Origin of the sequence: Enterococcus sp. AZ197 (genome assembly GCF_050556405.1) — a bacterium.
Classification (GTDB): domain Bacteria; phylum Bacillota; class Bacilli; order Lactobacillales; family Enterococcaceae; genus Enterococcus; species Enterococcus faecalis.
The window spans coordinates 440,412-467,126 of the sequence record NZ_CP187873.1; the positions used below are offsets into that span (position 1 = coordinate 440,412).

Genomic DNA, 26,715 nt, shown 5'->3' on the forward strand with positions numbered 1-26,715 from the left:
GTTTTTCTTTTACTGAAAATAAAAAAACGAACAAATTTTCGTATGTTTTTACTGACCAAGCTGGCAGAAAATGATATGATAAAGGGAGGAAAAAAGGAGGGGAAACGATGAAACTATTGCATACAGCTGATTTACACATGGATCGGTCTTTTGAAGGGTTAACTGGGATCCCGACAGCCTTAGCGAAGCGCTTAAGAGAAGCTAATCAACAATTGTTGATGAATATCGTAACAGTTGCCATTCGAGAAGCGGTGGACTTGGTTATTTTTGCAGGAGATACGTTTCATCAAAGTCAGACCTCTATTTCAATGCAAGCCCAATTGATGGCTGCATTAGAACAGTTGAAACAAGCAGAAATCCCTGTGATTCTAACATTTGGGAATCATGATTACTATAAAAAAGACCGCTATTGGTTTTCTTTTCCGGACAATGTCTTTTTATTTGAAAAAGAAATGGTTGAGACACTGTATTTTGAAACGAAAGCGGGCGAACAAGTGGCTGTTTCAGGGTTTAGTTATGAGCATCCCTGGATTGATGAAAATAAAGCACTAGAATTTCCTATCAAACAAGCAGAATCTGATATTCATATTGGGATTTATCATGGAGACACCAGTCGGAAAGCGCAACAAAATTATGCTCCGTTTACATGGAAGGATTTAAAAGCCACTGGCTATAATTATTGGGCATTGGGCCACATTCATCAGCCGCAAATTGTTAGTGAACAACCGCTAATTGTTTATCCTGGAACACCTCAAGGACACACGAAAAAAGAACAGTCTTTACAAGGGGTTGCAGTGGTCACACTTTCCCAAAATCAAGCGACTGTTCAATTTGAAAAAGTCGCAGAAATAGATTGGACGAATGAAGAAGTATCTCTGGCGCAATGCCGTGACACCCAAAGCGTTTTGTCTTATCTTGAAACCAGTTTGCTGACGAAGTGGCATGCGCATCAGCAACAGCAATTGATGGCGTTGACACTGAAAGAAACGCAACATTTGGATGTGACCGTGGTGCAAGCCATTGTCAATGGTGAACTATTAAGCTACTTACAGCAGCAGCTTTTACAAAAAACGCAAGGTGATTTTTTTGTTTATCGCCTAATATTGCAAGCAGAGGAACCAACGAAAGAACCGATCTATTTAGCCGCTAGTCCCAACTTATTAACGGCATTAGAAAAAACATACTTAGATCCAGTTATTTTTGAAGATACCACCAAGGAATTGTTACGTTATCCAGAATTTGCTGGAATTTTTTCAATGGATGAGCAGTGGCGATTAGAGAGCTTGCGCCTAGCACATGAGCAAATTAATGAAGACTTTACTATTCAGGAGGACCCACTATGAAATTACTCGCAGTAGAGATTGTGGGCTTTGGAAAATGGCAACAACAGAAAATTACATTTGAATCTGGTAATCAATTGCTGTACGGCGCAAATGAAGTTGGCAAGTCCACATTGTATCAATTCATTCAAGCAATGCTGTTTGGTTTTCCCACAAAGGGCAAAAGAAAACGCGATTACGCACCTAAAAATGGTGGCTCGTATGGTGGTCGTTTGTGGTTGGCACATCCTGTGTTTGGGGAAGTTCAAGTCGAGCGTTTTAAAGAAAAAAATAAAGGGCAAGCAATCATTTATTATCAACAACAAATGGGAGATGAAAAAACCTTACAGCAAATGTTACATCCGCTAACGAAAAAGTTATTTCAAGAGGTTTTTACTTTCCAACAAGAACAATTAATTACGAGTGACAAGTTGACAGAAGAGGAACTGCAAACATCCTTGTTAGCCATTGGTGTTTCTGGTAGTCAACAACTTTTGACTTACCGAAATGCGTACTTTAAAGAAGCACAAAAAATCTTTAAAGGTAAAGGACAGCAGCCATTACTCAATCAGAAGTTGGCGGCTTATCAAGAACTAAAAGAGCAAATTCAAGAGAAAGAAGCGCAGCAACAAACTTTTCAAAAATTAGAAGAAACGATTCGCGAAACAGAACAACAGCGAGTGACACTGCAACAGCAATTAAAAGAAACGCAACAGGACTTGTTACAGGTTGCGGAACAGCAACGTCACTTTCCCTTGTACGAAGAATGGCAGTCGCTACCTGAAGAAACAGAGAACGTTGTTTTAGTAAAAGAAGACCAAGTTCAATTAGAAGAAACCTTTCAAGAATATATGTACCTAGACAAAGAACGACAACGTTTGACCAAAGAGTTATCTCTTCAGTCAGAAGCGCTCGATGTTCCAGAAGGGTATGCTTTTTACCTAGAACAAGAAGCATTGATTCAACAATTGTTGAATCAACGCTATGATATGCAACAATTGATGACGGAATCGGAATGGATGACCCAAACCTTTGAGCAAAATCGTCAAGAAATGGTCCTTTTAGAGAACGAATGGTCATGGTCGCCTGAACGACCACCACAGCTTTTTTATGACAACGAAACCGTTCAAAAGTGGCGCCAACAACAAGTTGCGTATACGCAAGCTCTTCAAAAAGGACAAGAACAGAAAGCATTCTTGGCTTCTCAAATTGAAAATCTGGAAGACCAGTTAACGGATTTTGAAAAAGCGCATGCCGCATTTTTTGGTGAAGCGACGCGTGCCCAAAAAGCGCAGAAAACAAGTCAACCACTTTGGTTATTGCTAGGAAGTATCCTTGCATTACTCGGTTTCTTTTTGCCAAGCCCTTTAAAATGGGGCCTAGTTCTCGTGGGAGTTAGTTTTATCGCGAAAGAAGTGCTTAGCTACGCTACTAGAAAAGAAGCTTCCTCTGATGAAGTGAAAGAAGAGTGGCAGACAAAACTTTCGCAACTAGATTATTTAAATGAACAGTTCCAACAAGCGCTGAATCAAGAACGTGAGGTACAACTGCAAGTGGAACAACTTGAACAAGCAGTAGCGGAGCAAGCCCAAGTCCATCAATTAGGAAAAATGCAACAAATTGATACTTTAATGAATCAGCGGGAATTGATTACGCGCTATTTATTGCTTGTTCAAACAAATGAAGAACTCATGAGTCAATTGAAGGAAAATCAACAAAAACGCCAAGTATTTGAAGAACAAATCTTCCCATTGATGACGCATTTACCCTTGCAAGGAAAGAGCCTTTCCGAAAAGTTACACTTTTTAGAAGGATTTGCTGAAGAAATGGAGAAGGTTCGCTTTGCTCAAGAGTATCAAGCAGATGGCTATCTCAAACAGCAGTTACGAGAGTTGAAAACTAAACAGCAAGAAGCATTAACACGAATTCAGCCTTTACTAATTCGTTATCGGATTCTATCAATCGCTGATGTTCCAAGTAGGATTCAACAGCTGACCACTCAGCAAGCTCAAGTTGGTCGTGGGCAAGAATTAGCGACACAATTAGGCAATCTGTTTCCAGAAGCGGTAACAGAAGCAACGTTAAAAGCCCGTTCTTTACAACTGGCGCAGCAACAAGCACTGGAAGAAAGTCAGTTAAATAAAATACAAGAACAGTATCAAGCGCTGATTTATGAAAAACAACAATTAATGACGGATGGTACCTTAGATGAGTTGTATCAACGACAAGCAATTTTAAAAGCGGAAATCAAAGAATTAGCTCAACGTTGGTCTGGGTATCAACTGGCGGGGCAACTGTTAATGGACCTATTAACAGAGCTTTCGGAACAACAATTGCCCAGCTTATTACAGTATGCATCAAGCTACTTTGCACTTTTAACAAGCCAGCGTTATCAATCAATCCAAGTAGCCGAAGGTCAACTAGTTGCGGTGACGAAAGAACAAGAAATGTTTTATTTACATGAATTATCAACTGGCACTAAAGATCAATTGATGATGGCTGTTCGTTTTGCCTTTTTAGCAGTCCAAGGCGAGCAACTGATTTGTCCAATTATCATTGATGATGGCTGGTTACACTATGATCATCAAAGAAAAGCCCAATTAGCTGAATTATTTACTAAATTTGGTCAAAAGCAGCAAGTCATTTGTTTTTCTTCTGACCAAGAAATGGTAAGCTATTATCAGGACTTACAACAAAGAGTAATTGCGTTAGAAGGAGGAAGCGTCAAGTGAAAAAATTACGTGAATTAACAGTAGAAGAACTTTTTGAATCATTTGTTCTAATTAAAAATGCCGATGTACGTGTAGCTAAAAATGGGAAAAAGTTTATTGCCTTTACCTTTCAAGATACATCTGGTACGATTGACGGAAAATATTGGGACGCCTCTGAGGATGAAATTACACGATTTACTGCGGGGAACGTTGTTTTACTGAATGGGAAACGAGAAGTTTATCAAAATAAACCCCAAGTAAAAATTTTACACATGCGTTTAGCGACAGCAGAGGAACCAAGCCAGCCAAGTTTATATATGGAACGAGCGCCTTTGAAAAAAGAAGAGATGGTTGAGGAAATCAATCAAGTGATTTTTGAAATTACCAATGCTCATTGGAATCGTATTGTGCGCTATCTCATGACGAAATACCAACAAGAATTTTATGAATTTCCTGCAGCCAAACGGAACCATCATGCTTTTGCGAATGGCTTAGCTTACCACACTGTCTCAATGTTGCGCCTAGGCAAAGCAATTGCTAAGGAATATCCTGAAATTAACACGTCACTATTATACGCGGGGATTATTTTACATGACTTAGGAAAAGTTTTAGAACTATCTGGTGCTATTACGACAGAATATACGGTGGCAGGGAACTTAATTGGTCATTTAGTTTTGGTGGATGAGGAAATTACCAAGGCGTGTTTGGCTTTGAAAATTGATGATCGAGAAGAAGACGTTGTCGTTCTTCGGCACATGGTCTTAGCCCACCATGGATTGTTGGAATATGGCTCACCTGTGCGACCAAGAATTATGGAAGCGGAAATCTTACATCAAATTGATACCATGGATGCGTCCATTCAAATGATGCTAGGGGCCATTCGTCAAACACAGCCTGGGGAGTATACGGAACGAATCTTTGGTTTAGATAACCGCAGTTTCTATGTTCCAAAAGATAAATAAAAAAAGGGAGTGGTCAATCGACCACTCTCTTTTTTATGCTTATTTAGAAGAAGATTCTGTTGTTTTGCTTGAAGAATCTGTTGCTTTTTCAGAGTCGCTTGTTTTGGTATCGCTTGCTTTAGAATCACTTGATTTTGATTCTTTTTTCTCTGAAGAAGCGCTTGAAGATTCAGTTTGCATGTAGCCTGCTAAAGCGTTCTTGAAGGCATCATCTTTAATTTTCACATTGGCCGCTTTTAATTCGTCACTAATGACTTTCGAAACAAATGTTTGATCGGCTAATTTTGTTTCTTCAGCAATTTTCTTGATCTCTTTTTCATAAGGTTTCATGTCATTGCCTTTTGCTTTGTTTTTCGTCATTTTCACTACATAGTAGGTTGTTTGGTAGGTTTGCATATTTGTTGCAGCAATTGGTTCTGACACTTCGCCATCTTTTAATTTGAAGGCAGCTTCTTTAACTTCGGCAGGAACAGTTGTTGCTTGTGAATCAAATTTAATTTTACCGCCATCTTTTTTCGTAGCAGTATCTGTTGATTTTTCTTTAGCAATTTTTGTGAAATCGCCGCCGTCAGTGATTTCTTTCTTGACAGCTTTGGCATCATCTTCTGAAGCAACTTGGATAATTTGTGCTTCTACTTCTGGATGGAAACTTGCCCAAGCTGTTTTTAAGTCTTCATCTGTAATTTTTAAGTGGGCTTTTAGACCTGCATCATAGGCTGCTCTTTGTTTTAACTGTTTCTTGAATGTTTTTTCAGTTAAACCAGCTTGTTTTAATGCATCAGAGAACTTTCCACCTTGTGCTTCTACTTGTTCTTTGGCTTCGTCAAAGTTTTTTTGAATATCTTTGTCAGTTACTTTGTCGCCATATTTTTCTTCAAAGACTTTATAAATAACCATTTGGCTAAACGCTTGTTGGCTAGTGCTTTGTTCTTTAATTTGGTTATAAAAATCATCAACAGTAATTGTTGAACCTTTCATTGTTGCGATATCTTTTGAACCGCTTGAACACGCTGCTAAACTAAAAACGGCCATTGCGCCCGCTGCAGCTAAGATTAGTTTTTTCTTCATTCTCTTATGCACTCCTGTTTTTTTTAGTTTTATTTCTGTTATAACTATACCATACCTTATTTTGAAAAAGAAAGAGTCTCAGGCATAGTTTCAAACAAAATTCGTATTTACGTCACACTTTTTATTTTTTTAATAACAAAAGAAATAATTAACATAAAAGACTTTACTTTTGCTTGTTGGTTTGTGTGTTAGGTAATTCAGCCGTGATTTTGGCAATTTGTTCTTTAATTTGAGCAATCCGAGGTTCCGCTTGGAATTTGAAATCAGTGATTTCTTGTTGCAGGTCTTTTGAAAATTCAGTTGCCAGTGGAACGTTTTCTTCGACAACTGCCAAATTTCGTTGCACCTGATCCCAGTCATTCGTGACTTGATTTTTCAGTGAACGATAGTCCTCTAGCTCATTGATTAAATGTTGGCGTGTTTCTTTCCCGCTTCTTGGAGCAGCCAACAAGCCGCCAATGGTACCAGCAGCTGCACCAAAAAAGAGACCTTTAATAAATTTTTTCATTTAGTTCACCTGCTTTGCAATGGTCTCAGCAATTTCTTGCATCGCTTCGGCGGAATAGTCCTCTTGATGGTTGCCAAAATGAATAGAGAAATCATCTTCTTTTGAATAACGGGGAATCAAATGAACGTGGGAATGGAAAACGGATTGATAAGCCACTTCCTTATTGTTATTTAAAATGTTTAATCCTTCCATTTCTGGAAAAGCTTTTTCTAATGCTCGTGCTACTTTAGGAATACGAGCAAAGACGTCGCTTGCTAAAACGTCATTATATTCAAAAATATCAGCAACGTGTTGTTTTGGAATCATTAAGGTATGCCCTTTGGTCACTTGTGTAATGTCTAAAAACGCGTAGACTTTCTCGTCTTCATAGACTTTATAACTTGGGATTTCGCCGTTGATAATTTTACAAAAAATACAATCATTCATGAAAAATTCCTCTTTTCTCTAGGTTCTTTCCTTTACTTTACCACAAGTTGATTTCTCTGTGGATGAAAAAGTACGTGAGTTCGCTAAAAAGTTCGTTTCATTTCGTGTATAATAAGAGAAAGAAAAAAATCCATTTAATTAAGGGAGTAATTTTTGAATTCTTGGTTCGCTTAGGGTTTAATAATGGTAGAGAGAATAGGTTGGAGGCAAAAGAAATGAGCTTAACAATTGAACATTTAACAGGAGGTTACGGCCATATTCCTGTCTTAAAAGATATTAATTTTGACGTCAAGTCTGGTGAAATGGTTGGTTTAATTGGCTTGAATGGTGCGGGGAAAAGTACCACCATCAAAAATATTATTGGGTTACTTACGCCGCAAAAAGGCAAAATTATGATTGACGGGGAAACATTGCAACAAGCCCCTGAAGAATATCGTAAAAAAATCGGGTATATTCCGGAAACACCTTCTTTATATGAAGAATTAACATTGAAAGAGCATATCGAAGTAACGGCCTTGGCTTATGATATTCCATTAGAAGAAGCGTTCAAACGAGCAGAACCATTACTAAAAACGTTCCGTTTAGACAATAAATTGGAATGGTTTCCTGCTAATTTTTCAAAAGGCATGAAACAAAAAGTTATGGTACTTTGTGCATTCTTAATTGAACCGAGTTTATATATTATTGATGAACCTTTTCTAGGCTTAGATCCTTTAGCAATTCATGCTTTATTAGAATTAATGGATACGATGCGTAAGCAAGGGGCAGCGATTTTAATGTCCACGCATATTTTAGCAACAGCTGAAAAATATTGTGATCGTTTTGTGGTGCTACACGAAGGGAAATTACGGGCAAACGGTACAATGGCTGAATTACGTGCAGAATTTAATTTACCAGAGTCTTCTTTAGATGATATTTATCTTGCCTTGACGAAGGAAGAAAAGGTGGGGTAACATGGGCGAATTTTTTAGTCAACGTTTGTCACGGCATTTCAAAAAAATGTCCAAGTACTTGCGCTATATTTTAAATGATCATTTTGTTTTAGTCTGTATGTTTTTATTAGGCGGATTAGGTCTGTACTATTCCCAGTTGTTAAAAGAATTACCTCGTGATTTTGTTTGGGGCAGACCGTTAATTCTGTTGGGCTGGCTGCTACTCATTCAAGTTGGTAAGTTGGCTACTTTGACAGAAGAGCCGGACAAGGTTTTTTTATTACCAAAAGAAAAACAATTCGCTGCTTATCTGAAACGAGCGCTGCGCTACTCTTTACTTTTACCGATTGTGGTCAGCTTTCTAGGAAGTGGCCTATTGATGCCGTTGATTGTAGTCACAACAGGTTGGTCGTTTCAAACCTTCTTTTTATTTTTGATCATGCTAGTTTGTATGATTTATACACATCTTAGTTTACAAAGCTATGGGCTCTATCATCTTTCGTCAACCACTTACCGTAGTTGGTGGTTTGTTTGGTTGATCAGTAGTCTCTTGATTATGACGGGAGCTATTTACTGGACGCCTTGGGTTGGTGTGATTGGTGGCATCATTCTGGCCGTTGGTTTATCGAGTATTTGGCAAAATAAGATGAAACAGAGTTTCTTGGATTGGGAAAAAATGATCCAAAAAGAACAAAACAGAATGCATAGAATTTATAAATTCATTCAGCTATTTACAGATATTCCTGAAGTGAGTAGTACAGTGAAACGCCGTAAATACTTAGATCCTCTCCTCGGAGTAGTCAAAAAAACATCTGAGAACACGTATGCTTACTTATTCATTCGGAGCTTTTTACGAGGTAGCGAATATAGTGGCTTATTGTTTCGTTTGATTTTGGTTGGTGGCGTGCTACTCTTCTTTTTACAAGAATTCTGGATTGCGTTGGTAGTTGCTTTATTGTTTGTCTATTTAATCGGGTTCCAGTTGATTCCCATGTACACGCAATTTGATTATATGGTGATGACACAGTTATATCCAATTTCAATAGAAAAAAAACAAGCAGCGATTCGCCGGTTAATTAGCGGCGCATTATCTGTTGCGGCCATTATTTTTGGTGGGATTGTCTGCCTTCGTTTAGGCAGTTTGCAAAATAGCTTGATCATTCTGGGTGCTTTAATTGTAGAAGTTGTGATTTTCACTAAAATGTATGTTCCAATGCGCTTGAATAAGTTATAAAGATGAGAAAACCCAGCAAAATTTACAAAAGAACCACATAGAAGCTTGACGAAGCAAGGTTTGGCGACTAAAATGGTAATTGCTGTAAAAATTGCAATAAAATTGTGTTGAGATAGGAGATAATTTCCATGGAATTTCAGTTGGATAAAGACTGGCGTCTGCAGCCGATAAAGGGCGCAACTGGTCAAACATACATGGGAATAAAAGAAACAGAGAAAGTGTTCATTAAACGAAACACTTCTCCACTTCTTGCAGCATTGTCTAAAGAAGGGTTAGCCCCGAAGATGATTTGGACAAAGCGGACAGCGAATGGCGACGTACTAACAGCCCAAGAATGGCTGGAAGGACGTTTGTTACATGCGGACGAAATTGGCAAACGCAATGACGTGATTGACGTGTTATACCAATTGCATCATTCCAATTTGCTGAAAGACATGTTGAAAAAAATTGGTGGCGAAGTTTGTACCCCGCTAACAATGTTGAAAGAGTATAAGCGTCAACTACCTAAAGAATTAAAACGAAACAGTTATTTAAAAGAAGTAATCACTTATTTATATAATCATTTACCAGAATATCCAGAGACTAGTTATGTAGCTGTCCACGGCGATGTGAATCATCGGAATTGGTTAGTCTCGAATAATTATCTCTATTTAGTAGATTGGGATTCTGTGATGGTCGCGGACCCAGCGGTAGATTTAGGAATGATTTTGAGTCATTATGTCCCTCGTTCCGGCTGGAATCAATGGTTACTATCTTATGGTTTAATCCCGAATGAAAGTACGGTTCAACGAATTTATTGGTATGGTTTATTTAGCTTTTTACAAGAGATTGTTCGTCATCACCAAGAGGGCGAAAGAAGAGCAATGACTGCAGAAATTTTACAATTAAAACGAATGTTTAGTAGTTAAACTAATTCATTTAACATCCACACAGGCTGGCGAATTTCACCAGTCTGTTTTTAAAAGAAAGGAATTTTAAAGATGCGTGTAAGAAATAGACCCGGAGCAGCAGAATATATGGCAAAATATCCACAATATGTGGTAGAAGGTCCTGAAAAATGGCAAGGGAAATGGCAAGAACGTTTTGGCAATAATCATCCCATCCACATTGAAATTGGTTCAGGTAAAGGTCGTTTTATTTATGAAATGGCTAAAGCACATCCTGAAATTAATTATATTGGTATCGATATGCAATTAAGTATTTTATCGATTGCATTAGATAAGCTAGTGGCCGAGCCGTTACCTAATCTACAGTTATTGCGAGTAGACGGCGAAGCATTAACAGAATATTTTGCTGAAAATGAAGTAGATTTAATCTATTTAAATTTTTCAGATCCTTGGCCAAAGAAAAAACATGAAAAACGTCGTTTAACGTATAAAAACTTTTTAGCGACAGATGAAATTATCTTAAAACCAAATGGAGAAATTCATTTTAAAACGGATAATCAAGGGCTCTTCGAATACTCATTAAGTAGCTTTTCTAAATATGGCATGATTATTGAACGTGTGTGGCTAGATTTGCATAATAGCGAGTTTGAAGGCAACATTATGACAGAATACGAAGAAAAATTTTCTAGTCGTGGTCAACGAATTTATCGAGTAGAAGCACGTTTTGTTGCAAAATAAAAACAAGCATTCCTTTATTTTAAGTGAAGGAATGCTTGTTTTTTATTATTTAAGAAAGCCTAAGTTGTCGTTCTTAAAGCATAAGCGTCCAATAAAATTCTTGCCAGAATGGATAGTGGTAACCGTGAACGCACTTCATAATCGGGGAAAAAGGAGCCTTCTGATTTGAAGCCTACGAACGGAATTTCAATATATTTCATTAAACTAGAGTGTTTGCTTGCAGTTAAAAGGATAGTCCCAATTTCTGAGTCGTAACAGTTTTTACCAGCGACAACTAATTCTTGGGTTTCTCCGTTTAAAGAAACAAAAAGAGCCACATCTTTTTTTGATAACTTTTTACTAATATTTTTAATAATTTCTGGGTCCGTATGCAGTTCACAGTATTTGCCAGCCAATTGAAACTTAACCATCATTTCCTGAGCAATTAATTCTGAAAAACCTCTAGCAAAGATAATAATCCGTCGAGAAGCCTTGATTTTTTGGATCGCATCTTCGATATTACCAATTTCAATCATGTTAATCGTGCGAGTTACTTCTTCTTCATTCTTTAAAATGGCCGTCCGAATTCCTCGGTCTACTTTTTCTAATGCTGAAAAATTTATATTTTGGTTTTCTTTATCTTTCAAGTGATGCTTGAAGGATGTGAAACCTTCATAGCCTTTCTTTTTCATGGTTCTTACAATCGTCGCAGTTGATACGTTGGCTCGTTCGCTTAATTTTACAATGGAATAATCAGGGATTTCTAAAATATGTGTTTCGATAAAATGCCAGAGATATTGCTCTGACTCACTCAATTTTTGTTCCATAATGGCCAGCCCTTCTTTCTTTCACTAAAAAAACATTTATAAGCCTATTTTTAATGAAAAAAAATAAAAAAGCTAGAGAAATTATGAAATTGTAAATGTTTTCTATATTTTTGCGAAAGAATGAAAACATTTACATGGTATTTTGAGACATAATAAAGAGGAGAAAGGAGGAACTACAGTGACTATTTATACATGTACATTAAATTTAGCCATTGATTTATTTATCGAAACAGAAGAGCTAGTTCCTTTTGTCGTGAATCGCACGAAGGAAGATGATATTCAAGCAAACGGGAAAGGAGTCAATGTTTCCCTAATTTTAAAGATGTTAGGGATTGATAATACCGCTTTGGGAGTCAAAGCTGGTTTCACTGGGAACTATGTCGAGGACTATTTAAAAGAAAAAGAAATAACCACTGATTTTATCGAAGTCGCTGGTACAACGAGAATTAATGTGTTTACAAAAGTTACCCAAGATCAAAAGGAATACAAATTAGTCAATAAGGGACCAAAATTATCTGAAGAACATGTACAACGTTTTTTGAAAAAAATTTCAGAGTTACGTAAAGGGGATTATTTGTGCGTATCAGGAAGTTTACCACAAGGGGTTTCGCCAAGTATTTTGATTGAAATTAGCCGAATTTGTTTTGAAAAACAGGTGTTCTTAATCTTAGACAGTAGTTATGAAGAAATTTTAGATTGTTTGCCTTATCAACCATTTTTATTGAAACCAAATGAAGAAGAACTTCAAGAGTGGTTTCATACAGAAGTGCAGACTAAGGACGATTACATTTTTTACGGACAAGAATTACTGAAGCGGGGAGCCAAAAATATTTTACTTTCTTTAGGTAGTGAAGGGGCTTTATTTATGAATAATGAAAAGGTTCTTTCAGGTAATTCACCAACTGGAATGGTTGTGAATACAGCTTGTTCAGGGGATGCAATGTTAGGTACCTTTTTAGCTGGCTGGCATCAAGGACTTTCATTGGAAAAAAATTTAAAAAGAAGTATTGCAGCAGGTAGTTCAACAGCATTTCGCAAAGGATTGACAGATTTTTCAGATGTTCAGGAGTTAGAGCAACAAATAAAGATTCAAGAGGAGGAATAAACAGATGGCTACGTATCAATTAATAGCTGCTACAGGTTGTCCGACGGGAATAGCGCACACGTATATGGCACAGGAGGCATTGGAACAAGCGGCGAAACGTAAAGGTATTACGATTAAGGTTGAAACACATGGTCAGATTGGCATAGAAAATGAGTTAACACCTGCAGAAATCCAAGGAGCGGAGGCAGTCATTATTGCCGCCGACAAAGACGTTCAAGCAGAACGTTTTGCTGGGAAACGAATCATTGATGTCCCTGTCAGTGTGGGGATTAAAGAAGCAGATCGCTTAATTGAAGAAGCACTCGCAGGCAAAGGATCGATTGCAGCCGAAAACCAAGCAGTGGACGAACTTGAACAGGAGACACAAATTTCTTCAGGAAATGTTGGACATAGTATTTATAAAAACTTAATGAATGGCGTCTCTCACATGTTGCCGTTTGTAGTAGCAGGCGGCGTTTTAATTGCTCTTTCTTTTGCTATTTGGGGCATTTATTCATTTGATCCAGAAAGTAGTCAGTATAATGCTACCGCTGCTATGTTAAAAAGTATTGGTGATGCCTCAATGGGCATGATGGTGCCAATCTTATCTGCGTATATCGCAGAGGGGATCGCCAAACGACCTGGTTTGGTTGTGGGCTTTGTCGGTGGTTTGATTGCTAACACTGGTGGTACTGGCTTTTTAGGAGGGATATTATCTGGTTTCCTTGCTGGGTATTTCATTCTTTTATTACAAAGAGTATTTAAAGGTTTGCCTAAATCATTAGATGGTTTAAAAGCAATTTTCCTTTATCCAGTCATTGGCGTTGCAGTTATTGGTATCACTATGTCTTTATTAGCAGATCCGATGAAAGCTGTTAACGAAGGAATGATGAGCTTTTTAGCTAGTTTCCAAAACTCCAGTCCGTTGGTTTTAGGAATTATTGTGGGTTGTATGTGTGCCTTTGATATGGGAGGTCCAGTTAATAAAGCGGCCTATGTTACTGGGACGGCACTCTTAGCTCAAGGAAATACTTCTTTTATGGCAGGAGTTTCTGCTGCCTGCATAGCGCCACCTTTAATTACAGGCTTTGCTACATTATTCTTTGGAAAATACTTTGACACAAATGAACGCAATGCGGGGCTAGTGAACTTTATTTTAGGCTCCACACATATTACAGAAGGCGCTATTCCGTTTGCGGCAAAAGACCCATTGAAGGTTTTACCAATTATGATGCTCGGATCTTCAATTGCGGCAGTCTTAACGTATATGTTTGGGGTACAAGTGCCAGCACCTCATGGAGGCTTTCTTGTTTTACCAGTTGTTACTCACGCTGTTCAATGGGTTCTGGCAATTTTAGCTGGTTCATTGGTAGGCGGTTTATTGCTAGGTTTTGTACAAAAAAGTAGAATCGCCAAACAAGAGCAATCGTTATCAAAAAAATGAAATAACAGGAATTAGGAGTGGATGGAATGGCTTTTATTAAAGAAAATCATATTTTTTTAAATCAACAGTTACAAACGCAAGAGGATGTTTTTCACTTTTTAGCAAAAAAATCAACAGAATTGGAAGTTGCTCAGGACGCACAGGAAGTTTTCGATAAACTGAACGAGCGAGAACAAGAAGGAACAACGGGGATGATGAATGGATTTGCGATACCTCATGCAAAAGCAGCAACGATTCAACAAGCGGCCATTATCATCGTTACCTTGGACCAAGGTGTTGAGTGGCAGAGCCTTGACAACCAATTAACGGAGTTTGTGATTGCGCTGTTTATTCCAGATGCCGAAGCTGGCACGACACATTTGAAATTACTCTCTTCCGTTGCGCGCCTCCTATTAAGAGAAGAAGTTACTTCTGGACTGAAACAAGCAAGTTCGCCAGCTGAAATTGCTACGTTACTAAATAATCAATTAGGAGAGGGAACAGAATGAAAAAAATTAGTGAACAAAAACGTAAACATTTAGAAAATCTGGTAGATGATCAAGGGATTATTGGCGCACTAGCCATTGATCAACGTGGGGCCTTAAAACGCATGATGGGAAAATACAAAGAGGTGACTGCGCAAGAAATCAGTGACTTTAAAGTATTAGTATCTCGTTGCTTAACACCAGAGACTTCAGCAATTTTGTTGGATCCAGAATATGGCCTAGCTGCTGCTGAAAATCGAGCACAGACTTCAGGTTTGTTACTTGCGTATGAAAAAACGGGCTACGATGCTTCGACACCAGGACGGTTACCCGATAGTCTTGATGTTTGGTCGGTTAAGCGTTTAAAAGAAGCGGGCGCAGACGCGTGTAAATTTTTACTTTACTACGATGTTGACGAAAGTGAAGCAATCAATGAACAAAAGAAAGCTTATATAGAACGGATTGGTTCAGAGTGTTTAGCCGAAGAAATTCCATTCTTTTTAGAAATTGTCTCTTATGATGCAAACAATTCGGATAGTGCTTCAAAAGAATACGCTAAAGTAAAACCGCACAAAGTAATTGAAGCGATGAAGGAATTTTCAAAGGATCGCTATAATGTTGATGTTTTAAAAGTAGAAGTCCCTGTGAATATGAATTTTGTAGAAGGTTTTGGCACTGAAAGTCTTTATAGCCAAGATGAAGCGCAGGCCTTTTTCAACATGCAAAGTGAAGCAACACAACTTCCATTTATTTTCTTGAGTGCAGGGGTTAGTGCTGCGATGTTTCAGGAAACATTGAAATTTGCAAAAAAAGCAGGTTCCTCGTTTAATGGAGTCTTATGTGGTCGGGCAACTTGGGCAGACGGCGTGCTTCCATTTGTTCAACAAGGTGCTGAAGCAGCCGTTGCGTGGCTTGAAACAACTGGTAAAAAAAATGTTGACGAATTAAATCAGGTTTTAAGAGAGAGCGCAGTATCAGTCTTTGAAAAAATACAGTAATTAAGCTGAAAATATTTACTGAATTTGAACTAATTGGTCATCTGAATTAAATTTTTTCAGAAATCGTCTTCTTTAAGTGAACTCAATGTACGCAAACTCAAAAGATATGATATAATTATTTCGATATCGATGTATGAACACCCAAAAAGTAACATTGCTTTACTTTATTTGGGGAAAGTTGGGGTATTATGGGAATTCCTAAAGAAGGCGAGTTTGTAACCATTCAGAGTTATAAACATGACGGACATTTACATCGAACGTGGCGTGATACGATGGTACTAAAAACGAGCGAGTATTCTTTAATTGGTGTGAACGATCACACGTTAGTAACGGAATCCGACGGACGTCGGTGGGTGACTCGTGAACCAGCCATTGTTTATTTTCACAAGAAATATTGGTTCAATATAATAGCAATGATTAGAGAAAAGGGGGTTTCGTATTACTGCAATCTGGCTTCGCCATATGTTTTAGATGACGAAGCGTTGAAGTATATTGATTATGATTTAGATATCAAGGTTTTTCCAGATGGTGAAAAACGTTTACTAGACGTTGATGAATATGAATTTCATAGCAAACTAATGGATTATCCAGAAGATATTGACTTCATTTTAAAAGAAAATGTCAAGACTTTAGTGGATTGGATTAATAACGAAAAAGGCCCCTTCTCGCCCGAGTATGTAGATATCTGGTATCAACGTTATCAACAGCTATCAAAAAAATAGCCGATGTAAACAGCCCACAAAAGGAGCTTGGAGCATTAGCCAAAATGGCTAATGCTCCAAGCTCTAAATTTTCCGATTTAATTGGTGTTATAGTTCTTTATTCATTTCGTAGTGTTCAATGCCAGCATCCATAAAAGGTGCTCCTGTTTTTTGATAACCTAAACGTTCATAGAAGCCTACAGCGGTGACTTGTGCTCCTAGAGTAATCTTGTGGTAGCCTTGTTCTTTGGCAAAATTTTCCGCCGCTTTCATAATCACTCGTCCATAGTCGGCGCCACGGTAAGCTTTTTCAACGGCCATTCGTTGTAATTTCATAACGCCATTTTCTAGTGGAAGCAAGCGACAAGTTGCGACAGCTACATGGTTCGTGTACAAAACAAAGTGAATACAATGTGCTTCATATTCATCGATTTCCATCTCTTCTGGTACCCCTTGTTCCGCTACGAATACGCGTTGACGAAGCCGGACAGCATCTAAATAAAGATCACTCATGGTATCTTTTGTTTGAGCTACATGCATAGAAAAACCCCCAAGTTCAGAATCTGTTTCTATTTTATTATACCACGAAAAAGTTCTAGCAATGAAGTATTCTCAATGACTGAGGGGGGAAGGTGTGATAAAATAAAACAGCAACAATTGAATAAAAATAAAGGAGGAGCCGCTGTGATTAATCGATTTAAAGAATCGAAATTATTTTTCTGGTCAGTTGAATTACTTGTCGTGGCCATGCTATTATTTATTGCTTCGAAAATTAATTTCTTATTTGCACCGATTGGGACATTCTTTTCAACGTTGTTTGCCCCAGTCTTAGTAGCAGGCTTTTTGTATTATTTACTAAATCCTGTGGTCAATCTACTAATGAAGACGAAAATGAAACGAATTTATGCCGTCTTACTGGTATTTTTATTACTAATCATCGCATTAGTTCTGATCTTATTAACAATTATCCCTAAGTTGGCAGATCAGCTAGCTAGTTTAGCATCAAGTATGCCAGATTTCTTTAAACAAGTGGAGACCTGGATTTATGAGATTGCGGAGTTACCTATTTTTAAACAAATTGATTTAACAAGCTATATTGAAAAAATGGATATTTCTTATGCCAATATTATCCAACAATTTTTAAGTAGTTTATCAAGTAGCTTAGGTTCAATCGTATCAACGGTGGCGTCAACCACCATTGTTTTGGTCACTGCGCCATTTATTTTATTTTATATGTTAAAAGATGGAGATAAGCTAGTACCAGCGATTCAACGCTTTTTACCTGAGAAAAGAAAAGATGATATTGTGGATCTTTTAGGACAATTGAATCAAACCTTATCCAGTTATATTAGTGGACAAGCGATTGAATGTTTATTTGTCGGTACATTTACGATTATTGGGTATTCATTGCTTGGCGTTCGTTATGCCTTTTTATTTGGTGTCATTGCCGGCTTTACGAATTTGATTCCCTATCTAGGACCTTATCTAGGATTAGCGCCCGCTGTCTTAGTGACTATCTTTAATGAACCCGTCAAAGCAGCCTTATGTTGTTTAGTGGTGCTAGTGGTTCAACAATTGGACGGAAATATTATTTATCCAAACGTTATCGGAAAATCTCTAAAAATCCATCCATTAACGATTATTTTAATTTTATTGGTGGCAGGAAATTTAGCAGGTTTGCTAGGTATTTTCCTCGGTGTCCCATTTTACGCAATCTGCCGGACCATTATCTACTATGTTATTGATATGGTCAAAGCGGGTCGTAGTGAAAAAGTTACCAATGCCGTTCTTTTAGGGAATGAAACAAATACGAAAGAAAATAACGGTTAATGATTGAATCCGCTAATCTTTCGTGCTATGATTTTATGGATTAGGATAGAAAATAACCTGTCATAATACTGATTGTGTCTGTTTCTAAGCCTAACCATAAAAAGAGGAAGAACGTTAAAAGAGTACGAGAGTACAGCCTCGGAATTATCAACAATTAAGGAGAGAGAGAACATTATGAATAATGCTGACCCTGAGAGTCAGTCGCTAATTGCGCAACTTCTATTATTAGTCGTGTTGACGTTTATCAATGCCTTTTTGGCAGCGGCGGAAATTGCAGTCGTATCTGTTAACAAGAATCGTGTGGAACAAAAAGCGGAAGACGGCGACGCAAAAGCTCAAAAATTGCTTAAGGTATTGCAAGACCCCAATAACTTTTTATCCACAATCCAAGTAGGGATTACTTTGGTTAATATCCTATCTGGTGCTTCATTAGCAGAGACTTTATCTAGTCGTTTGGCCCCTGTATTAGGTGGCGGCGCCGCAGCTAAGAGTCTTGCCAGTATCATTATCTTAGCATTGTTAACGTACGTTTCTATTGTATTTGGTGAATTATACCCTAAACGAATTGCTATGAATAAATCAGAAGAAGTCGCTCAATTGACTTCTGGTGCAGTCCGCTTTTTAGGAGTTATCGCGCGTCCCTTCGTTTGGTTGCTATCGGCTTCGACCGATTTATTATCCAAAATCACACCAATGACTTTCGATGATGCCGATTCGAAGATGACACGAGATGAAATGCGCTACATGCTTGAAACAGAAGGTGTTTTGGAAAACGAAGAACTAGAAATGCTACAAGGTGTCTTTTCATTAGATACAAAAGTGGCACGAGAAGTAATGGTTCCTCGGACAGACGCATTCATGGTTGACATCCAAGATGATGTCCAAGAAAACATCAATTTAATTTTAGGAGAAAATTATTCTCGGATTCCTGTTTATAGTGAAGACAAAGATAAAATTGTTGGTATTTTACATACCAAAACGTTACTAAAAGCTGCACGTAATTTAGGCTTTGAAAACATTGAATTAGGCGCGATTATCCAAGAACCATTATTTGTCCCAGAAACCATTTTTATTGATGATTTACTTTATGAGTTAAAACGAACACAAAACCAAATGGCGATTTTACTAGATGAATATGGCGGTGTTGTCGGTTTAGCAACACTGGAAGATTTACTAGAAGAAATCGTTGGTGAAATTGACGATGAAACAGATGAAGTAGAAAATTTATATACACAAGTGGCCGACAATGAATATTTGGTTCAAGGACGCATGTTAATTGACGAATTTAATGAAGTATTTGAAACAGATTTACACATGAGCGATGTTGATACAATGGCAGGTTACTTAATTACAGCATTAGGAACCATTCCTGATGAAGGGGAAAAACCTTCTTTTGAAGTGGGCAATATTAAGTTAACTGCTGAAGAAATGGAAGGCACACGTTTGCTAGTCTTACGCGTTCATTTCTACGATGAAGAAACTGTCGATGAAGAACCAGAAGAAAATCGTCGTTTTTTCCGTAAAGAAATGGAAGATGACGAACCAAGACGTTAAAAATAACCTGTGACATCAGTCGTTTTGACTAATGTCACAGGTTTTCCTTTTAAAAAACAGCCAACAGCAGCTCTTTATTCTCAAGGCTTGACATGATATACTAGCAAAGGTTAATCAAAAATTATGCTGAAGAAAATAAATAAATAAACATCACAAGTGATAAGGAGATTTTTATGACGATCAATCAAAAAGAAGCAGTCGATAGTCGCCGTACGTTTGCGATTATTTCCCATCCGGATGCTGGGAAAACAACGATTACTGAACAATTATTATTATTTGGGGGCGCCATCCGCCAAGCTGGAACAGTCAAAGGGAAAAAAACAGGGAACTTTGCCAAATCTGACTGGATGGAAATTGAAAAACAACGGGGAATTTCGGTAACGAGTTCTGTGATGCAATTTGACTATCAAGACAAACGGATTAATATCTTGGACACCCCAGGGCATGAGGATTTCTCAGAGGATACGTATCGGACCTTAATGGCCGTGGATAGTGCTGTGATGGTTATTGATAGTGCCAAAGGGATTGAAGCACAAACGAAAAAACTTTTCCAAGTTGTTAAAAAACGTGGTATTCCAATTTTTACTTTTATTAACAAATTGGACCGTGACGGACGGGAACCATTGGAACTTTTAGAAGAATTGGAAGAACTATTGGATATTGAATCTTATCCAATGAACTGGCCAATTGGTATGGGAAAAGGCCTAGAAGGTCTATACGATATTTATAATGAACGTGTGGAATTATATCGTCCAGAAAATAATGGCGGGGAGCGTTTTATTCCTTTAAAAGATGGCGATATCCCAAGCGATTTACCATTGCACAATAACAGCGTTTATCAACAAGTGTTAGAAGATGTTGAGTTATTGGTAGAAGCAGGCGATGAATTTAGCGAGGAAAAAATCGCTCGTGGTGATCAAACGCCAGTCTTCTTCGGTTCTGCTTTGACAAACTTTGGGGTTCAAACATTTTTAGAAACCTTCTTACAATTTGCGCCTGCGCCACATGCGCATAAAACAGAAGAGGGTGGCGAAGTAAGTCCTTATGAAAAAGAATTTTCAGGCTTTGTCTTTAAAATTCAAGCGAATATGAACCCAGCCCATCGTGATCGAATTGCCTTTGTTCGAATTTGTTCAGGTGTTTTTGAAAGAGGCATGGACGTGACTTTAGGTAGAACAGGCAAAAAAGTCAAATTAAGTAACGTGACGCAATTTATGGCGGATGCCCGCGAAAACGTCACAGAAGCTGTTGCAGGCGATATTATCGGCGTGTATGACACAGGAAATTACCAAATTGGCGATACTTTATATGAAGGGAAAATGAATGTTCAATACGAAGAGTTGCCGTCATTTACCCCTGAATTATTCATGAAAGTGACTGCCAAAAACGTAATGAAACAAAAATCTTTCCATAAAGGAATTTACCAACTGGTTCAAGAAGGAGCCATTCAATTATACAAAACATATTTAACGGAAGAATATATCATTGGCGCCGTAGGTCAATTGCAGTTTGAAGTTTTCCAATACCGAATGTCTAATGAATACAATGCTGAAGTGGTAATGACGCCAATGGGTTCTAAAATTGCCCGCTGGATTAATCCAGAAGATTTAGATGAACGCATGAGCTCTAGCCGAAACATTTTGGCACGGGACCGTTTCGATCAACCATTGTTCTTATTTGAAAACCAATTTGCGGAACGCTGGTTTGCTGATAAATATCCAGATGTTGAACTGAAAAGTTTGATGTAAAATTAATTTGTAATCAATCAGTAGCTGAATCTTTAGAAGATTGAAGCTCGGCGCAGTCATTCTCAAGATGATTGCGCTGAGCTTTTCTTGTTATAAGGTATTAAAGCAGGCGTGATTGTTTTTTTTGAGATAGAATACTTATTATAACGAACCTATCAAGGAGTGGACAAGAACATGAATTTTTATGGCATCGAGTATTTAAAAAGCCAATCTAATTTAAATGATTACTTAAAGTATTTTTTTATTTTTGCTTTGTTAATCGGGCTAGTCATTGTGTTTAGTTTTTATGTGCGACATCAAATTCAAACGAAATATCGTGAATTAAGTATTATTATTTTTTTATCATTATTATTTGTTTTAGGGGTTCAATATTCCAATTATCAACTGAACCAAAATCAGCATTCACAATCTTCACAAATGGTACATTTTGTCGAACAAGTGGCACAGGAAAAAAAGGTTTCTCCAGAAAAAGTTTATGTCAATGGTACACAATTGGCTGACGGAACCATAGTTAAAATTGACGAAGTCTTTTATAAAATGAGTTTAAGTACGGATCAGCAGTCTTATACATTACAAGAAACGTATTTATTAACACCAACGATTGAAATCATAAAGTAAAGTGAGGGAAAATTAATGCAGTTTTATAGTCCAATTATTATTAAATTTGCTTTAGGTATTATTTGTTTAATTGTCCAAATTAATTTGATGGGAAAAGGCAATTTGGCGCCCACATCGGCTATGGACCAAGTGCAAAACTATGTATTGGGGGGCATTATTGGTGGTGTTATTTATAATGATTCAATTACGGTGCTCCAATTTGTATTAGTGTTAATTTTGTGGACATTATTAGTCTTAATTTTAAAATTTGCAAAAGAACACAATCGCTATGTGAAGCAAATTGTGGATGGTAAACCCATTACTTTAATCAAGGATGGACAGGTTGTGGTGAAGGAATGTTTGAAAAATGGTATTTCTGCAAATGATCTAATGTTTAAATTACGAGCAAATGGTATTTATGAAGTCCAGCTTGTTAAACGGGCTGTTTTAGAACAAAATGGTCAATTAACAATCGTCGAATATGGCGATGAAAGTATTCGTTATCCGATTATTGTGGACGGTCAAGCCAACATGGATGTCCTAGAGTTAATCAAAAAAGATGAGCACTGGCTATTAACGCAAATCCAAGAACAAGGATTCCAAAGATTACAGGAAATCTATTTAGGTGAGTATTTATCTGGACAGTTAAGTTTATCGCCGTATGAAGAAAAAACGATTTCTTAGCTATACTTTTCATTCTACTTATATTAAAATTAAATGGTAATTCAATGAGTTTTAAAAGGAGGAAAAATGAAAACTAAAAAGATAGTTGTCGGGTTATTTTGTTCAATGATTATTTTAATGGGGTGCCAACCAGATCAACGAACTGAAAAAATGAAAGAAAGTACTGAAGCAGAAGCAGTCCAAGTAACGAGTGGTGCCTCGGCAGCCACTAATGCCACTTCTGTAAAGCAGGAGGAGCAGACAAACACGAATGATCAACCGAAGGAGAGTGCTGCCAAAGTGAGTTATGAGCGTAATGGACATACCTTTGAAGTTGATGCTGTTTCTGGCGCTACAGTAGAAGCTAATAATGGACAATCAGGAATTAGTCCAGAAGAAAAAGCTCAGAAGATGTATTGGTCAGGTCGTCCAGAAATCGGGGAAGTTCAAGGGGATTATTATCATCATGAAGTCGTGTTTGATGGCGGCTATACGGCTTTAATTGATGTCGTTGTTAAGGATCAACAAATTCAGTTAGTAGAATTTGATGAACGTGGACCTAAAAACTATTATTCTGAAGAATGGGCAGGAGTGACAAAACGTTTATCCGGCTATGCAAATTTTCAAGCGAACAACGCCCGAACTGATCAATCGTTAGTGACCGTTGTTAATACGATGACTTTTCTAGAAAATCAAATGGTTGCTGAAAATCGCCTAGATGGCGCATTCCAGACAGCCAAAGGTCAATCCAATAGCGCTAATAATGGCTATCTTCCTGCTGCTAGGGCTTTAGCCAAGGAAATCAAAGAACCTTCAAAAGAACATTATACAAGTCTAACAGAAGATTTTGGGGAGGGGCTTTCTGGACGTTTAACGGTTATTACGTTAAAAGATTCAGGGAAAATAACCGATCTTCGTTATGATGAATATTTTGCAGATACAGAAGAAGAGATTAAAGAAGCAAAACTGAAGGCTTATTCTCGCCAATCAAAATATTTTTCTAAAGATTATGCTCAAAAATCGGGGGAAAATTTCAAAAAAGAAGTGGATGACTTAAGAAAAAAAGCAATCGAGGAAAATAAATTAGTCAGTCCGACAAATGAGGAAGCCTGGTCGGAAAATTATCAAAGTCTTGTAAAAAAAATAACGTCACAATAAATTAAAAAAACTGCCAAAGTGGGGAAACTTCGGCAGTTTTTTTAGTTTTCCATGAGGGAAACTTTTAATGGAACAGACACTTCGGTCACATGGTTTAACTCAATGATAGAAATTTCATCTGGGTCATAAGCCTCTTTAGGTAATCGTTTTAACAGTTTTGCTAAAATTTCTTTTACTTCTGTCGGACGAATGCGACGATTTTTATTCATAATCAGAACTTCCACATGGTGAGCTGCTTCTGAATAGACAGCGGTCGTGTTTCCTGCTGAGTAGACTTTTACAAAGTAAGCATCCGTGTTTTCCAATTGTTTATTTACTAATTGTTTGTAGCTATTGGTCACATTCACTAATTTCATTTTATCACCTCATTATAGTTGTGTGCTGCAAAAGAGCGTTTCCAATTATGTACAGGAGTTCCAGATTGAATTTTTTCTATGAGGAACAAGTATACGAATATCTTTCTTCTATTATAGTTTTTTTTGATGAAAATAAAAAGTGAAAAGCATAAAAAAATCCGCACGCATTGTTATTAATGCGTGTGGATTTTTGATTATTCTGCTTGGTCAGATGTTGAAGTTTCTGTTTTAGTCACTTCTTGTGCGCCAGTTACGATAATTTTACCTTCGTTATCTAACGCTGCGACTAATTGATGATTTTCAGGATGATCTAGATAGTATTCAGCAATGCCGTCTTCAATTTGTTCTTGAATTGTTCGACGTAAAGGACGAGCGCCCATTGCAGGATCATAACCTAAATCAACGAGTTTCTCTTTGACTTCTGTTGGAACCTCAATGTGTAATTTTTGTTTAGCTAATAAGCTATTTACTTCTTCTAACATCAAGCTGACAATGTTCATCAGGTTTTCTTTGCTTAATGCTTTGAATTCGATAATACCATCGAAACGGTTAAGGAATTCGGGGGTGAAGAAGTTGTTCAATTGACCTAAAACGGATTTAGTCACACCTTCACGGGCAGCACCGAAGCCAACGTTGGCTTCCACAGCTCCTGTTCCAGCATTACTTGTCATGATAATGATGGTGTCTTTAAAGCTGACCGTACGACCTTGTGCATCTGTTAAACGACCATCGTCGAGAATTTGTAAAAACATGTGTAAAACATCAGGATGCGCTTTTTCAATTTCATCCAATAAAATTAAACTATAAGGATTACGACGGACTTTTTCTGTGAGTTGTCCAGCTTCGTCATACCCAACATAGCCTGGAGGAGAACCAATCAGTTTAGAAACACTGTGTTTTTCCATATACTCACTCATATCAAAACGAACCATCGAATCTTCTGAACCGAATAGCTCAAAAGCTAATTGTTTTGCTAATTCTGTTTTACCAACGCCTGTTGGCCCTACAAATAAGAAGGAACCAATTGGGCGGTTTTGTTTGCCTAGGCCTACACGATTGCGACGAATCGCTTTAGCTACTTTATCGACGGCATCATCTTGTCCGACAACATGAGCTTTTAAGTCAACAGCTAAATTTTTCAATTGGGTTTGTTCTTTTTCTTTTAAGTCACCGACAGGAATGCCAGTTTTTTGTTCCACAATGGCTTCAATATCTTTTTCAGTGATGACGGGTGTTTCTTCATCGCTGATTTGTTTTTCTTTCATTGCTTGTAATTTATTGATTTGATCACGATAATAAGCCGCTTTTTCAAAATCTTCTTCTGCGGAAGCTTGTTGTTTTTGTTGTTCCGCTTCTGCTAATTTTTTATCAATTGTTTTTGGATCGACGAGTTGGATAGTTAGATTCATTTTTGAACCAGATTCATCTAACAAGTCAATCGCTTTATCTGGTAAAAAGCGATCTTGAATGTAACGATTGGATAAGTTTGCTGCTGCGTTAATCGCTTCATCTGTATATTTAACATGATGATAATCTTCATAACGTTTTTGCAGACCATGTAAAATCGTTATGGTTTCGGCAACGGTTGGCTCATCTACTTGGACTGGTTGCATCCGACGTTCTAAGGCAGCATCTTTTTCAATAATACGGTACTCATTTAAAGTTGTGGCACCGACTAATTGTAATTCACCACGTGCTAAGGCTGGTTTTAAAATATTGCCAGCATCCATATTGCCATCACCAGCAGCACCAGCACCCACAATTTCATGGACTTCATCAATAAATAAAATGACATTTTCAGCTTCAGTGATTTCTTCAATCAATTTTTGCATCCGTTCTTCAAATTGTCCGCGAATACCAGTTCCTTGAACAAGTGAAACCACATCTAAACGAATGACTTCTTTGTCCAATAATTTTTGGGGCACATCGCCATCGACAATTTTTTGGGCTAAACCTTCGACAACGGCTGTTTTACCAACACCTGGTTCACCGATTAAAACGGGGTTGTTTTTTGTACGGCGATTTAAGATTTCAATGACACGCTTAATTTCTTGATCACGTCCTACCACAGGATCGATATCTCCTTGGCGTGCCGCTTCGGTGATGTTAATCCCATACTCGCCTAGTAAACCTTGACCAGCGCCAGCGCCTCCGCGAGGGGGTTGACCTCCATTACCACCATCACCAAATTGAGTGGGTGGTGTTTGTTGTTCATAAGGATTACCTTGTTGCATTTGGCGAGAAAGAGAACGATATAAATCGTCTAAACTCCCAAAGCCAAAAGGGTCTTGTCCCATATTTTGAGGGGAATTATTTGCTTGATTTTTTAATTTTTGATAGCAGCTTTGGCAATAGTCCAGTTGTTTTCTTTGACCATTCACATTTGCATATAAATGAATTGTTGCTTCATTTTGTTGACAATTTTGACAAATCATTGAATGAAACACATCCTTTCAAAATAACTGAGGCCAGAAAAATAGCTGTTTGCTCTATTATTTCTAGTAAACAGACCATTTTTCCTCAAACC

The 26,715-nt window shown here is 37.6% G+C and carries 25 protein-coding genes; 18 read left to right on the top strand and 7 right to left on the bottom strand.

The window, feature by feature from the left end:
* The first annotated feature begins 107 nt into the window (after positions 1-107).
* From IGK82_RS02180 to IGK82_RS02190, 3 genes are read left to right on the top strand one after another with little or no spacing between them, the layout of a single operon-like run.
* Positions 108-1,343 carry a DNA repair exonuclease gene (locus IGK82_RS02180; RefSeq protein ID WP_002355519.1) on the top strand — a complete coding sequence of 412 codons (1,236 nt, stop codon included), beginning with the start codon at positions 108-110 and terminating at the stop codon, positions 1,341-1,343.
* Complete coding sequence (locus tag IGK82_RS02185) at positions 1,340-4,051, top strand: ATP-binding protein (RefSeq protein WP_016622639.1); 2,712 nt, start codon at positions 1,340-1,342, stop codon at positions 4,049-4,051. Before IGK82_RS02180 ends, IGK82_RS02185 begins: the two co-directional genes overlap by 4 nt.
* Positions 4,048-4,992 (top strand): 3'-5' exoribonuclease YhaM family protein, encoded by a 945-nt coding sequence (locus IGK82_RS02190; RefSeq protein WP_002355522.1) that lies wholly within the window; start codon positions 4,048-4,050, stop codon positions 4,990-4,992. The genes IGK82_RS02185 and IGK82_RS02190 overlap by 4 nt, the downstream gene beginning before the upstream one ends.
* A gap of 39 nt (positions 4,993-5,031) precedes the next feature.
* Here the strand turns inward: IGK82_RS02190 and IGK82_RS02195 are convergent, their stop codons facing one another.
* The 3 genes from IGK82_RS02195 to IGK82_RS02205 form a co-directional block, all read right to left on the bottom strand.
* Entirely contained in the window at positions 5,032-6,060 is a 1,029-nt protein-coding gene (locus IGK82_RS02195) for a peptidylprolyl isomerase (protein ID WP_016622638.1), read from the bottom strand.
* Between the two features lie 163 nt (positions 6,061-6,223).
* On the bottom strand, positions 6,224-6,568 hold the full coding sequence (locus IGK82_RS02200; protein WP_016622637.1) for a YtxH domain-containing protein: 345 nt from the start codon (positions 6,566-6,568) through the stop codon (positions 6,224-6,226).
* Positions 6,569-6,994 carry an HIT family protein gene (locus tag IGK82_RS02205; RefSeq protein WP_002355527.1) on the bottom strand — a complete coding sequence of 142 codons (426 nt, stop codon included), beginning with the start codon at positions 6,992-6,994 and terminating at the stop codon, positions 6,569-6,571.
* 215 nt (positions 6,995-7,209) lie between these two features.
* Between IGK82_RS02205 and IGK82_RS02210 the strand changes: the two genes are divergently transcribed.
* The 4 genes from IGK82_RS02210 to trmB all read left to right on the top strand — a co-directional run bounded on the left by IGK82_RS02210 (position 7,210) and on the right by trmB (position 10,785).
* Entirely contained in the window at positions 7,210-7,947 is a 738-nt protein-coding gene (locus IGK82_RS02210) for an ABC transporter ATP-binding protein (protein WP_002363160.1), read from the top strand.
* A gap of 1 nt (position 7,948) precedes the next feature.
* Entirely contained in the window at positions 7,949-9,160 is a 1,212-nt protein-coding gene (locus IGK82_RS02215; protein WP_033591941.1) for an ABC transporter permease, read from the top strand.
* 128 nt (positions 9,161-9,288) lie between these two features.
* On the top strand, positions 9,289-10,068 hold the full coding sequence (locus tag IGK82_RS02220) for a phosphotransferase family protein (RefSeq protein WP_002355531.1): 780 nt from the start codon (positions 9,289-9,291) through the stop codon (positions 10,066-10,068).
* A 72-nt stretch (positions 10,069-10,140) separates the two neighbouring features.
* Positions 10,141-10,785: a tRNA (guanosine(46)-N7)-methyltransferase TrmB gene (trmB, locus tag IGK82_RS02225; RefSeq protein ID WP_002355532.1), complete on the top strand. Its 645-nt coding sequence runs from the start codon at positions 10,141-10,143 to the stop codon at positions 10,783-10,785.
* 59 nt (positions 10,786-10,844) lie between these two features.
* Here trmB and IGK82_RS02230 read toward each other — a convergent pair whose 3' ends face one another.
* Positions 10,845-11,591: a MurR/RpiR family transcriptional regulator gene (locus tag IGK82_RS02230; protein ID WP_002363162.1), complete on the bottom strand. Its 747-nt coding sequence runs from the start codon at positions 11,589-11,591 to the stop codon at positions 10,845-10,847.
* Between the two features lie 178 nt (positions 11,592-11,769).
* Here IGK82_RS02230 and pfkB point away from each other — a divergent pair, with 178 nt between their 5' ends.
* The 5 genes from pfkB (at position 11,770) to bph (ending at position 16,303) form a co-directional block, all read left to right on the top strand.
* On the top strand, positions 11,770-12,696 hold the full coding sequence (pfkB, locus tag IGK82_RS02235; protein ID WP_002355534.1) for a 1-phosphofructokinase: 927 nt from the start codon (positions 11,770-11,772) through the stop codon (positions 12,694-12,696).
* A 4-nt stretch (positions 12,697-12,700) separates the two neighbouring features.
* Positions 12,701-14,119: a PTS fructose transporter subunit IIC gene (locus tag IGK82_RS02240; protein ID WP_002355535.1), complete on the top strand. Its 1,419-nt coding sequence runs from the start codon at positions 12,701-12,703 to the stop codon at positions 14,117-14,119.
* Positions 14,120-14,145: 26 nt separating this feature from the next.
* Positions 14,146-14,607: a fructose PTS transporter subunit IIA gene (locus tag IGK82_RS02245; protein ID WP_002358680.1), complete on the top strand. Its 462-nt coding sequence runs from the start codon at positions 14,146-14,148 to the stop codon at positions 14,605-14,607.
* Positions 14,604-15,581 (top strand): tagatose-bisphosphate aldolase, encoded by a 978-nt coding sequence (gene lacD / locus IGK82_RS02250; protein WP_002378025.1) that lies wholly within the window; start codon positions 14,604-14,606, stop codon positions 15,579-15,581. Before IGK82_RS02245 ends, lacD begins: the two co-directional genes overlap by 4 nt.
* Positions 15,582-15,769: 188 nt before the next feature.
* A complete protein-coding gene (gene bph / locus IGK82_RS02255) occupies positions 15,770-16,303 on the top strand; it encodes a biofilm phosphatase Bph (protein ID WP_002355538.1) in 534 nt (177 codons plus the stop codon).
* A gap of 87 nt (positions 16,304-16,390) precedes the next feature.
* On the opposite strand, the gene IGK82_RS02260 is transcribed toward bph, so the two are convergent.
* A complete protein-coding gene (locus IGK82_RS02260) occupies positions 16,391-16,822 on the bottom strand; it encodes a GNAT family N-acetyltransferase (RefSeq protein WP_016622635.1) in 432 nt (143 codons plus the stop codon).
* Positions 16,823-16,897: 75 nt separating this feature from the next.
* Here IGK82_RS02260 and IGK82_RS02265 point away from each other — a divergent pair, with 75 nt between their 5' ends.
* The 6 genes from IGK82_RS02265 (at position 16,898) to IGK82_RS02290 (ending at position 23,832) form a co-directional block, all read left to right on the top strand.
* Positions 16,898-18,112 carry an AI-2E family transporter gene (locus IGK82_RS02265; protein ID WP_002384914.1) on the top strand — a complete coding sequence of 405 codons (1,215 nt, stop codon included), beginning with the start codon at positions 16,898-16,900 and terminating at the stop codon, positions 18,110-18,112.
* Positions 18,113-18,286: 174 nt separating this feature from the next.
* Positions 18,287-19,666, top strand: coding sequence for a hemolysin family protein (locus IGK82_RS02270; protein WP_002363168.1), 1,380 nt, complete (start codon positions 18,287-18,289; stop codon positions 19,664-19,666).
* Between the two features lie 173 nt (positions 19,667-19,839).
* Positions 19,840-21,414: a peptide chain release factor 3 gene (locus tag IGK82_RS02275; RefSeq protein WP_002355543.1), complete on the top strand. Its 1,575-nt coding sequence runs from the start codon at positions 19,840-19,842 to the stop codon at positions 21,412-21,414.
* 174 nt (positions 21,415-21,588) lie between these two features.
* Complete coding sequence (locus IGK82_RS02280) at positions 21,589-22,032, top strand: DUF3290 domain-containing protein (protein ID WP_002355544.1); 444 nt, start codon at positions 21,589-21,591, stop codon at positions 22,030-22,032.
* Positions 22,033-22,047: 15 nt separating this feature from the next.
* Entirely contained in the window at positions 22,048-22,695 is a 648-nt protein-coding gene (locus IGK82_RS02285; protein WP_002355545.1) for a DUF421 domain-containing protein, read from the top strand.
* Positions 22,696-22,761: 66 nt separating this feature from the next.
* Positions 22,762-23,832, top strand: a complete 1,071-nt coding sequence (locus tag IGK82_RS02290) for a hypothetical protein (protein WP_016622628.1) — start codon at positions 22,762-22,764, stop codon at positions 23,830-23,832.
* A 41-nt stretch (positions 23,833-23,873) separates the two neighbouring features.
* Here the strand turns inward: IGK82_RS02290 and IGK82_RS02295 are convergent, their stop codons facing one another.
* Complete coding sequence (locus tag IGK82_RS02295) at positions 23,874-24,188, bottom strand: DUF1827 family protein (protein ID WP_002355547.1); 315 nt, start codon at positions 24,186-24,188, stop codon at positions 23,874-23,876.
* A 194-nt stretch (positions 24,189-24,382) separates the two neighbouring features.
* Entirely contained in the window at positions 24,383-26,623 is a 2,241-nt protein-coding gene (locus tag IGK82_RS02300; protein WP_002384925.1) for an ATP-dependent Clp protease ATP-binding subunit, read from the bottom strand.
* Between the last annotated feature and the right edge of the window lie 92 nt (positions 26,624-26,715).

Bases quoted from the DNA above. Each gene is read 5' to 3' on its own strand.
- IGK82_RS02180 (WP_002355519.1), top strand. From the start codon at position 108: ATGAAACTATTGCATACAGCTGATTTACACATGGATCGGTCTTTTGAA.
- IGK82_RS02185 (WP_016622639.1), top strand. From the start codon at position 1,340: ATGAAATTACTCGCAGTAGAGATTGTGGGCTTTGGAAAATGGCAACAA.
- IGK82_RS02195 (WP_016622638.1), bottom strand. From the start codon at position 6,060: ATGAAGAAAAAACTAATCTTAGCTGCAGCGGGCGCAATGGCCGTTTTT.
- IGK82_RS02200 (WP_016622637.1), bottom strand. From the start codon at position 6,568: ATGAAAAAATTTATTAAAGGTCTCTTTTTTGGTGCAGCTGCTGGTACC.
- IGK82_RS02205 (WP_002355527.1), bottom strand. From the start codon at position 6,994: ATGAATGATTGTATTTTTTGTAAAATTATCAACGGCGAAATCCCAAGT.
- IGK82_RS02210 (WP_002363160.1), top strand. From the start codon at position 7,210: ATGAGCTTAACAATTGAACATTTAACAGGAGGTTACGGCCATATTCCT.
- IGK82_RS02215 (WP_033591941.1), top strand. From the start codon at position 7,949: ATGGGCGAATTTTTTAGTCAACGTTTGTCACGGCATTTCAAAAAAATG.
- IGK82_RS02220 (WP_002355531.1), top strand. From the start codon at position 9,289: ATGGAATTTCAGTTGGATAAAGACTGGCGTCTGCAGCCGATAAAGGGC.
- trmB (WP_002355532.1), top strand. From the start codon at position 10,141: ATGCGTGTAAGAAATAGACCCGGAGCAGCAGAATATATGGCAAAATAT.
- IGK82_RS02230 (WP_002363162.1), bottom strand. From the start codon at position 11,591: ATGGAACAAAAATTGAGTGAGTCAGAGCAATATCTCTGGCATTTTATC.
- IGK82_RS02240 (WP_002355535.1), top strand. From the start codon at position 12,701: ATGGCTACGTATCAATTAATAGCTGCTACAGGTTGTCCGACGGGAATA.
- IGK82_RS02245 (WP_002358680.1), top strand. From the start codon at position 14,146: ATGGCTTTTATTAAAGAAAATCATATTTTTTTAAATCAACAGTTACAA.
- lacD (WP_002378025.1), top strand. From the start codon at position 14,604: ATGAAAAAAATTAGTGAACAAAAACGTAAACATTTAGAAAATCTGGTA.
- bph (WP_002355538.1), top strand. From the start codon at position 15,770: ATGGGAATTCCTAAAGAAGGCGAGTTTGTAACCATTCAGAGTTATAAA.
- IGK82_RS02260 (WP_016622635.1), bottom strand. From the start codon at position 16,822: ATGCATGTAGCTCAAACAAAAGATACCATGAGTGATCTTTATTTAGAT.
- IGK82_RS02265 (WP_002384914.1), top strand. From the start codon at position 16,898: ATGACTGAGGGGGGAAGGTGTGATAAAATAAAACAGCAACAATTGAAT.
- IGK82_RS02270 (WP_002363168.1), top strand. From the start codon at position 18,287: ATGAATAATGCTGACCCTGAGAGTCAGTCGCTAATTGCGCAACTTCTA.
- IGK82_RS02275 (WP_002355543.1), top strand. From the start codon at position 19,840: ATGACGATCAATCAAAAAGAAGCAGTCGATAGTCGCCGTACGTTTGCG.
- IGK82_RS02280 (WP_002355544.1), top strand. From the start codon at position 21,589: ATGAATTTTTATGGCATCGAGTATTTAAAAAGCCAATCTAATTTAAAT.
- IGK82_RS02285 (WP_002355545.1), top strand. From the start codon at position 22,048: ATGCAGTTTTATAGTCCAATTATTATTAAATTTGCTTTAGGTATTATT.
- IGK82_RS02290 (WP_016622628.1), top strand. From the start codon at position 22,762: ATGAAAACTAAAAAGATAGTTGTCGGGTTATTTTGTTCAATGATTATT.
- IGK82_RS02295 (WP_002355547.1), bottom strand. From the start codon at position 24,188: ATGAAATTAGTGAATGTGACCAATAGCTACAAACAATTAGTAAATAAA.
- IGK82_RS02300 (WP_002384925.1), bottom strand. From the start codon at position 26,623: ATGATTTGTCAAAATTGTCAACAAAATGAAGCAACAATTCATTTATAT.